Below are 9064 nucleotides of genomic sequence, written 5' to 3' on the forward strand. Positions count from 1 at the left end.
GCACCCACCCCACCCAGTCAGGAGGACCCCATGGCGAACCTCGTCTTCGGAGCGGGAATCTGGGCGTTCGGCCGGATCGTCGACCGGTACGCCACCGACGGCTACGGGCCGGAGCGCTCCACCCCGGCCATGCTGGAACTGGCCGCCCAGGTCGACGGCCTGGACCACCTCGACATCAACCACCCCTTCGACGAGCCGGGCCTCACCGCCGCGTCGGTGGCCTCCCTGCTCGACGGGCTCGGCCTGCGGGCCCGCGCCGTGACCCCCCACCTCTACACCCGCGCGTTCACCCGCGGCGCCTTCACCAACCCCGACCCCGCCGTGCGCCGCGCCGCCCGCGACCGGGTGCACGCCGCCGTCGAGGTCGCCGGTGAGCTGGGCGCCGGCTACGTGAAGTTCTGGCCGGGCCAGGACGGCTTCGACATGCCGGGGCAGGCCGACTACGCCCGGCTGTGGGAACTGACCGTGGACGCCATCGGCGAACTGGCCCGCGCCCACCCGGAGACGCGGTTCGCCATCGAGTACAAGCCCAAGGAGCCCCGGATCCACATCACCCTCGGCAACGCGGCCACGACCCTGCTGGCCATCCAGGACGCCGGGGTCGACAACGTCGGCATCGTGCTGGACTTCGGCCACTCGCTGATGGCCGGCGAGACCCCCGCCGAGGCCCTGCAACTCGTCCACCGGCAAGGCCGCTTGGTCTCCGCCGAGCTCAACGACAACTGGCGGGGCTGGGACGACGACCTGCCGGTCGCCTCCGTGCACCTCTTCGAGACCCTGGAGTTCCTCCTCGCCCTGCGCCGCGTCGGCTGGGACCAGCCGGTGCTGCTCGACCAGTTCCCGTTCCGCGAGGACCCCGTGGCCGCCCTGTCCCACAGCATCGAGACCATCCGGCGGCTGGACGCGATATGCGAACGGGTCGACCTCGACGCGCTGCGCGAGGCGCAGGAGCGGCAGGACGCGATAGCGGCCCAGAAGGTGCTGTGGGCGGCGGTCTAGCACCCGGAACGGACCACGCCGAAGACGGGGAGACGACGACGGAAGGACACCCATGGGCAGCACCGTGACCGGCACCGACACCCCCGCCCGCCCCGGGCCGTTCGAGGCGAACTGGCCCTCCCTGCGCGCCCACCGCGTCCCCGCGTGGTTCGCGGACGCCAAGTTCGGCATCTGGTCCCACTGGGGCCCGCAGTCGGTCGCCATGGCCGGCGACTGGTACGCCCGCCACCTCTACGGGCCCTACGAGGGGACCGAGGGCTTCGAGCAGCGGCGCTCCCGCCGCCAGACCGCCCACCACCGCGCCCACTTCGGCCACCCCTCCCGGGTCGGGCACAAGGACCTGTGCCGGCGGTGGCGCGCCGAGCGGTTCGACCCCGAGGCGCTGATGGACCGCTTCCGCCGGGCCGGGGCGCGCTACTTCGTCGCCCTGGCCGCGCACTGCGACAACTTCGACCTGTGGGACTCCACCCACCAGCCGTGGAACGCGGTCAACGTCGGCCCGCGCAGCGACATCGTCGGCCGGTGGGCGGCGGCGGCGCGCGGCGCCGGGCTGCCGTTCGGGGTGAGCATGCACGCCGGCTCCTGGACCTGGCGCTGGCTGGACGCCGCGTTCGCCGCCGACACCGAGGGCCCGCGCGCCGGGGAGCGCTACGACGGGCACCTCACCGCGGCGGACGGCGAGGGCACCTGGTGGGAGGGACTCGACCCGCGGGCGCTCTACGGCCCGCCGCGCCGCCCCGGCGACCCGCCGCGCGCCGACTTCGTCGACAACTACTACGCCCGCCTGCGCGAGGTCACCGAGCGGTACGCGCCCGAACTGGTCTACCTCGACGACGCCCGGCTGCCGTTCGACGAGGGAAGCGTCTGCCCCGCCACGCCGCCGAGCCCGCGCGGACGTGAGTTCCTCGCCGCCTACTACAACGCCGTGCCCGAGGGCGTGGTCAGCGTCAAGACCGTCCCGGACGAGGACCGCGGTGCGGTGCTCCTGGACGTCGAACGCCACCAGCTCGGCGCGAGTGACCCGGCGCCCTGGCAGTACGACACCAGCATCGGCGACTGGTTCTACAGCGTCGGCGAACGCTACAAGAGCGCCGCCGAGATCGTGCACCTGCTCGTCGACACCGTCAGCAAGAACGGCTGCCTGCTGCTCAACGTGCCGCAGCTGCCCGACGGCACCGTCGACGAGGAGACCGGGGCCGTGCTGGACGGCATCGGCGCCTGGACGGACCTCTGCGGCGAGGCCGTCTACGGCACCCGGCCGTGGCGCGTGCACGGCGAGGGCCCCACCCGCGTGGACGGCGCCAAGGCCCGCGAGCGGGCGCTGCCCTACACGCCGCGGGACGTGCGGTTCACCCGCCGCGGCGAGACGCTGTACGCCTTCCTCATGGCCTGGCCGGAGAACGGCATGGCCGTGCTCACCAGTCTCGGCACGGACGCGGGACACCTGCCCCGCCCGCCGCGGCGGATCACGCTGCTCGGCGGCGGGCCACTGCCGTTCGACCGGCGCGCCGACGGACTGCGCGTGACGCTGCCGCCCGCGCCGCCGACCCCCTGCGCCCAGGTCCTGCGGATCGAGTGACGCCCCCGCCCGAGCGCCGCCCGGGGCCGGGGCCGGCCGCTCAGGTGGTGGCGGCGGCGAAGACCGCGCCGTCCGCGATCAGCCCCTCCACCGCCTCCTCGCTCATGCCGAGGTCGCGCAGGACCTCCCGGGAGTGCTGGCCGTTCAGCGGCGCCGGGCGCTCCACGGACTGGGGGCCGGCGCTCAGCGTGAACGGGAACCCGGGCGTGGTCACCCATCCCTCCGTGGGGTGCTCGTAGCTGACGAACGACTCGTTGTGCACCACCTGGGGGTCGCTGAGCAGGTCCTCGTAGGAGTGGACGGGCCCGCACCACACCCCCGCGCCGCCGAGGGTGTCGAGCCAGTGCGCGGTGGTCTCGCGCCTCAGGTGCTCCTCGACCAGGGCGGAGATCTCCTCGCGCCGGGTGAACCCGTCGCGCTCGGCCTCGAACGGGGCGAGCCGCGGTTCGCCGAACAGCTCGGCCAGCGTGGCCGGTTCGGCGAACGACAGCGCCAGGTAGCCGTCGGCGGTCGGGTAGATGCCGTAGGGGGCGCGGATGTAGCTGTGCGCGTGGATGCGCTCGCCCCGGGTCTGCGGCACGCCGCCGACCGTGCGGACGCTGATCTCCTGCATCTGCGCGCAGATGATCGCGTCCAGCATGTTGACCCGCACGAGCTGTCCCTCGCCCGTGCGCTGCCGGTGGAACAGCGCGGCGAGCGCGCCCTCGAACGCCGAGTAGGCGGCGAACGCGTCCACCAGGAAGTACGGGGCGGCGGCGGGGGCCCGGCCGGGGGCGCCGGTGCTGAAGAGGGCGCCGCTCATCGCCTGGAGCAGCAGGTCCTGCCCGGGGCGGGTGGCGTACGGCCCGCTCTCGCCGTACCCGGAGATCGACACGTACACCAGGTCGGGCCGCAGCGCCCGCAGGGTCTCGTAGTCCACGCCGAGCCGTTGGGCCACCCCCGGCCGGTAGTTCTGGAGGAAGACGTCCGCGGTCCCGACCAGCTCGCGCAGCGCGGCCCGCCCCCCGGGCGACTTGAGGTCGACGGACAGGCTGCGCTTGTTGCGGTTCAGCGACAGGAACGAGGCGTTGACCTCCCGTCCGCGCGCGCCCCCCGCCGCGGCGCGCCGCTGCCACTCGCCGTCGAGGGGTTCGACCTTGATCACGTCGGCCCCCAGGTCGGCCAGCTTCATGGCCGCGAACGGGCCGGACATCGCGATGGACAGGTCCAGGACGCGGATGCCGTCGAGCACACGCATGGCACACCTCACACCGTGGGGGGGGGGCGGGACCGCCCGCCGGGGCGCGCGGCGGAACGCACAGCGAGGCCGCGGGCCGGTCCGATGTTAGCGCTATCGGCAGCGCTCACATAGAGCGGGACCAGGCCGGACTCCCGCCCCGACCGCCCGCCGGATGCGTACAGTTGCCCCGGCCGCGCGGTGCGGCGCGACGGACGGGGAGGCAGCACGATGGGAAGCGGTCCCACGGCGGACGGGCGGCCCGGGGCGGGCGGCCGGGCGCAGGGCGCGGCGCCCCGGCGGGCCTCGACGCGCTCGGTCACCCTGCGGGACGTGGCCGCGCGCGCGGGCGTCTCCGCGCAGACGGTCTCCCGCGTGCTGCGCATCCCCGACGAGGTCGCGCCCCACACCCGGGAACGGGTCGAGGCCGCGATCCGGGAGAGCGGGTACGTGCCCAACCTCGCGGCGCGCAACCTGGCGTCCAACCGCAGCAAGATCGTCGCCACGGTCGTCCCCTCGCTGGGCAGCGAACTGTTCTCCGAGACGCTGACCGGGCTCTCCGCGGTGCTCTCCCCGGAGGGCTACCAACTGCTGCTCGGCTACACCGACTACGACGACGAGCGGGAGGAGGAGCTCATCCGCTCGCTGCTCGGCAGGCGCCCGGACGGGATCTGCCTGACGGGGACCGTGCACCGGGACAGCACGGTGGCGATGCTGCGCACGGCCGGGGTGCCGGTGGTGGAGACCTGGGACTGGACGGACAGCCCGGTGGACACGCTCGTCGGCTTCTCCAACGAGCGGGCCATGCACGCGATGGTGACCTTCCTGCACGCGTCCGGGTACCGCGAGCCGTGCTTCGTGGGCTCGCTGCTCGCGGGCGACCACCGCTCACTGCGCCGGCTGGCGGGCTTCCGGCGGGCGGTGAACGCCCTGCGCCCGGGGCGCGAGCCGCGCCTCGTGGACGCCTCCGACCAGCCGCTCACCCTGGAGTCCGGGGCCCGGCTGCTGGACGCCGCCCGTCGGGCGCACCCGGAGGCGGACGTGCTGGTCTTCTCCACGGACGTGCTCGCCTGCGGCGCGCTGCTGGCGGCCGGGAGCGCCGGGGTGCGGGTGCCGGGGGAGGTGGCCGTCACCGGCTTCGGCGACGTGGAACTCGCCCGCCTGGTCCGCCCGGGACTGACCACGGTCTCCCTGCCGAACGCCCGGATCGGCCGGGAGGCCGCGGCGCTGCTGCTGCGCCGGATGCGGGGCGGGTCCCCCGAGGTGCCCGCCCTCGACCTGGGCTTCGAGATCCGCTCCCGGGAGAGCGCCTGACGGGAGCGGGTCACGGGCGCGGGAGGTCATCTGCGGCGGAAGACCGGGGAACGCTTCGCCAGGAAGGCGGCACGGCCCTCCGCGGCGTCCTCGGTGGCGAAGCAGACGGCCTGGAGGTCGCGTTCGCGCTCCAGCGCCTGGTCGAGGGGCACGCTGGCCGCCGCGTGCAGGTTGGCCTTGGCGGTCTCGGCGGCGATGGGCGCGCGGGCGGCGATGGTGGCGGCGATCCCCAGGGCGCGGTCGAGCAGGGCGGAGGGTTCGGTCACCTCGCTGACCAGCAGCCGGCGCTCGGCGGTCGCGGCGTCGATCGGGTCGCCCGTCAACAGCATGAGGGCGGCGTTGCTCGCGCCGATCGCGGCCCGCAGCCGCGCGGCGACGCCGCCGCCGCCGATCCAGCCCAGCTTGATCTCCGGGGCGCCGAACCGGGCGGTGGCGGAGGCGATCCTGATGTCGCAGGCGAGGGCGGTCTCCAGGCCGCCGCCGAGCGCGAGGCCGTTGACCGCGGCGATGACGGGCTTGCGCAGCCGGCGCAGCGAGTCGCAGTAGTCGGAGCGGTTGCGGAAGTCCCAGGGGGTGGCGTACGCGTCGAGTTCGCCGATGTCCGAACCGGCGCAGAAGGCCCGTTCGCCGGCGCCGGTGAGCACCACGGCCCGCACCGCGTCGTCGGCGTTGCACCGGTCGGCGAGCCGGGTCAGCTCGGCGGACATGGCGGCGGTGACCGCGTTCAGCTTCTCGGGCCGGTTGAGGGTGATGAGGGCGACGCGGTCGTGCAGCGTCAGGCCGATCTCCTCGACGGTGCTCTCCATGGCGGGTGGCTCCTCGGACGGGGTACGGGCGGGATCGGGGATCGCGGAACGGGAACGGGATCGGGGATGGCGGGCCGGGTCAGGGCGCGGTGGCGCGGTGCAGCCGGACGGTCTCGGCGAACGCGTCCGCCGGTGACGAGGCGCCGGTGGCCGCCGCCCGCAGCAGGGCGGAGGCGGCGGTCTGGAAGGCCGGGTAACCGCGGTGGCGGGGCCTGACCCAGGCGCTCTCGGTGGTGGCGAGGGTGCCGGACCAGAACCCGGTGAACGCCGCGTCGAGCGCCGGATCCCGCCACGCCTCGCGGCGCGAGGGCTGCGCCAGCCGGTCGGGCAGGTAGCCGCACTGCGCCTCGGCCGACAGCAGCCAGCTCAGGTGCCGGGCGAGCGCCGGGGAGACCTGGGCGCGGCGGGTGACGGCGAGCCCGGTGCCGCCGAGCGTGGAGCCGAGCGGCCCGCCCGGCGCCAGCCGCGGCACGTCGCCGAAGCGCACGGGCGCGCCCGCCGCGCGGGCGGCGTAGGCGGCGTACCCGTAGACCAGCGGGCAGTAGGCCGCCTCGCCCGAGGCCAGCAGGTCGAGCAGCGCGATGGGGTTCCGACCGAACGTCGCTGGGTCGGCGCGGCGGGTCAGGGCCCGCATTGTCTCCAGCGCCGCGAGGGCGGTGTCGCGGGAGACCAGGCCGGAGCCGGGCGCGGGGTCGGGCGGCTCGCCGAAGGCGCAGCAGAGCGAGAAGAAGGTGAGCAGCGCGTGCGGTCCGGCCAGCGAGAGCACGACCGGCCGCTCGGCGGCGAGCGCGGTCACCTCCTCCCAGGTGGCGGGCAGTTCGGGCACGGTCGCCCGGTGGGCCGCGGCCACCTGCGTGGCGGTGTCGAGCGGCAGCGCCCACAGCTCGCCCGCGGCCGTGTAGGAGTCCGCCGAGGCGCCGACCGTGCTCGCGCGCCACTCGGCGAGGAGTTCGGGGCCGAACAGCGCGGACAGCGGCGTGAGCGCGTCGCCCGCCAGCGCGTCGCCGAGGTGCGGGTGGTCCAGGACGACGAGGTCGTAGCGGGCGCAGAGGTCGGTGATCGGGTGCGACTCGAAGCCTTCGAGGGGCTGGGCGTCCCAGGTGAGGGTGTCCCCGGGGCGCCCGGCGGGGGAGGGCGGCGCGGAGAAGTCGGCCGCGGCCCGCCGCAGCGCCTCGGTGCCCCGCGGGTGGTCCCAGGTCAGTCCGCGGTAGGCCGTCACCGGTGTCCCGCCCCGCCCGGCGCGCCGCGCACGGCTCCGCGGTTCACGGCTCCGCGGTTCACAGCTCTCCGATCCGGAAGACGGTGTGGTAGCGCCGCTCCTCGCCGGGGGCCAGGAAGGTCATCGACCCGTCCGCGCGGGCCGCCTCCTCGCCCTCGACATGGTGCGTGGAGGGCTCCATCCCGACGGCGTAGGCGCCCTCGCGCAGGTGCAACCACTGGAAGAACGCGGGGAACTCCCGTGTGTCGTAGTCGAGTTCGAAGAACAGGCCGAGCCGCTCGTTGACCAGCCGGGGCCGTGCGCGGCCCGCGTCGTCGGGGAGGAGTTCGTGCTCGTAGACCTGCTCGACGAAGCCGGGCAGCGGCGCGGGCATCACCAGGTGCGAGACGCCCTGCTCCGCGACGCTGTCGGAGCGCCACAGGGTGCGGGCCGCGGGCAGCTCCCAGCGCGCGCCCTCGTCCAGCAGGGGCCAGCCGACGTTGACGTGGTAGAGGTACATGTGCGGCGTCGGGTCGAACCCGGCGTTGCGCACGGTGTCGGTCAGCCGGATCTCGCCGCCGCCGAGGTCGGCCTCGATCCGCCGGATCAGCCGCAGGTGCTCGGCGAAGACGGCCGCCTGCCGCACCTCGCCCTCCGCCCACAGCACGCAGCGGCCGTCCTCGGTCCACCGCTCGCCGTAGCCGTGCAGCCGGGCGGGGGTGTGGGCGACGCGGCCGTGCAGCCCGTTCCAGACGGTGGCGCGGTGCGGGTAGCGGTACTGCGAGGCGTCGACCTCGGCGGTGAACAGGGTGTGGTCCAGGCCCGCGGTGACCAGCAGCCCGGAGAAGCTGCGCATGAGCGAGAGGCCGTCCTCGTCGCGGTACTCGTGCAGCCCGGGGTGGCGGAAGCCGGTGGCCGAGCGCCAGCCGAAGCCGTGCCCGCGGAACTCGGCGGTCCCCAGGTCCATGGCCCGGTCCACGAGCACGTCGAAGGCCAGGCCGCCGCCCGTTCTGAACTCCAGGGCGCGGATGCCGCGTTCGGCGCCGTCGTCGAGCACGACGGCCCGGATGCCGCCCGCGGCGGAGAGGTCGCCCGCGCGGCGTTCGAGCGCGGCGCGGTCCAGGTCGCGTCCGGCGATCCTCATGCCATCACCCACCCTCCGTTGACCTCGAGACACTGCCCCGTGACGAACGAGGCGTCGGGACCGAGCAGGAAGGCGACCGCCGCGGCCAGCTCCTCGGGCCTGCCGCGCCGTTTGAGGGCCTGCCGCTCCAGCACGAAGCGCCGGTAGCCCTCCGGGTCGGAGTGGATCTCCTCGGCCGCGGTGGGGAACGCGCCGGGTGACACGGCGTTGACACGGATCCCGTGCGCGCCGAGTTCCCGGGCGAGCGCCCGGGTCAGCGCGGTGGCGGCCCCCTTGGTGGAGACGTAGGCGGCCAGGTCGGACCAGCCGCCGTGCAGGGTGATGGAGGCGACGTTGACGATGGCGCCACCGCCCTTTGCCGCCATGAGGCGGGCGGTCGACTGGGCCACGACCCAGTAGGCGCGCTGGTTGACGGCCACCACACGGTCGTACTCCGCGAGTTCGACGTCGAGGAAGGGGGTGGCCGGATAGATCGCGGCGTTGTTCACCAGGGCCCCGGGGACGCCGAGCGCCGCGCGGGCGCGGTCCACGGCCGCCGCGGCGGCGGCCGGGTCGGCCAGGTCGACGGCGAGCGGCAGGGCGCGCGCGCCGGCCCGTTCCACGGCCCCGGCGGTGGCGGCCAGGCCCTCGGGGTCGACGTCGAGGGCGGCGATGTCGTACCCGTCGCCGGCGAGGCGCACGGCGATGGCGCGGCCGAGGCCGCCGCCGGCGCCGGTGACGAGTGCGATGGTCCTCGGTGGCCTCGGGGTGGCGGGAGGCCCGGTTTGGGCGGATCGTGTCCGAGAACAGGGAGCTGTCCCCGGGGACC

8 protein-coding genes are annotated in these 9064 nt (G+C 75.2%); 3 read left to right on the top strand and 5 right to left on the bottom strand.

Features of this window, described 5'->3' with window-relative positions; translation table 11 throughout:
* Both ADY01_RS27755 and ADY01_RS27760 read left to right on the top strand, forming a co-directional pair.
* The coding region (locus tag ADY01_RS27755) for a sugar phosphate isomerase/epimerase family protein (protein ID WP_234320437.1) at positions 1-999 on the top strand (999 nt) is incomplete at its 5' end.
* A gap of 52 nt (positions 1000-1051) precedes the next feature.
* Positions 1052-2578: an alpha-L-fucosidase gene (locus tag ADY01_RS27760; RefSeq protein ID WP_049579005.1), complete on the top strand. Its 1527-nt coding sequence runs from the start codon at positions 1052-1054 to the stop codon at positions 2576-2578.
* A 40-nt stretch (positions 2579-2618) separates the two neighbouring features.
* Here the strand turns inward: ADY01_RS27760 and ADY01_RS27765 are convergent, their stop codons facing one another.
* On the bottom strand, positions 2619-3815 hold the full coding sequence (locus ADY01_RS27765) for a CaiB/BaiF CoA transferase family protein (protein ID WP_049579006.1): 1197 nt from the start codon (positions 3813-3815) through the stop codon (positions 2619-2621).
* A 210-nt stretch (positions 3816-4025) separates the two neighbouring features.
* Between ADY01_RS27765 and ADY01_RS27770 the strand changes: the two genes are divergently transcribed.
* The gene (locus tag ADY01_RS27770; protein WP_078900670.1) at positions 4026-5108 is read left to right on the top strand and encodes a LacI family DNA-binding transcriptional regulator; all 1083 of its coding nucleotides are present in this window, start codon (positions 4026-4028) and stop codon (positions 5106-5108) included.
* Between the two features lie 26 nt (positions 5109-5134).
* Here ADY01_RS27770 and ADY01_RS27775 read toward each other — a convergent pair whose 3' ends face one another.
* The 4 genes from ADY01_RS27775 to ADY01_RS27790 form a co-directional block, all read right to left on the bottom strand.
* A complete protein-coding gene (locus ADY01_RS27775) occupies positions 5135-5914 on the bottom strand; it encodes an enoyl-CoA hydratase/isomerase family protein (protein ID WP_049579008.1) in 780 nt (259 codons plus the stop codon).
* A gap of 79 nt (positions 5915-5993) precedes the next feature.
* Entirely contained in the window at positions 5994-7133 is a 1140-nt protein-coding gene (locus ADY01_RS27780; RefSeq protein ID WP_049579010.1) for an extracellular solute-binding protein, read from the bottom strand.
* A gap of 58 nt (positions 7134-7191) precedes the next feature.
* Entirely contained in the window at positions 7192-8256 is a 1065-nt protein-coding gene (locus ADY01_RS27785) for an aldose 1-epimerase family protein (protein WP_049579011.1), read from the bottom strand.
* Positions 8253-8984: an SDR family NAD(P)-dependent oxidoreductase gene (locus tag ADY01_RS27790; protein ID WP_049579013.1), complete on the bottom strand. Its 732-nt coding sequence runs from the start codon at positions 8982-8984 to the stop codon at positions 8253-8255. Before ADY01_RS27790 ends, ADY01_RS27785 begins: the two co-directional genes overlap by 4 nt.
* Positions 8985-9064 lie beyond the last annotated feature (80 nt).

It is taken from the genome of Streptomyces sp. SBT349 (assembly GCF_001083795.1).
Lineage (GTDB): Bacteria > Actinomycetota > Actinomycetes > Streptomycetales > Streptomycetaceae > Streptomyces.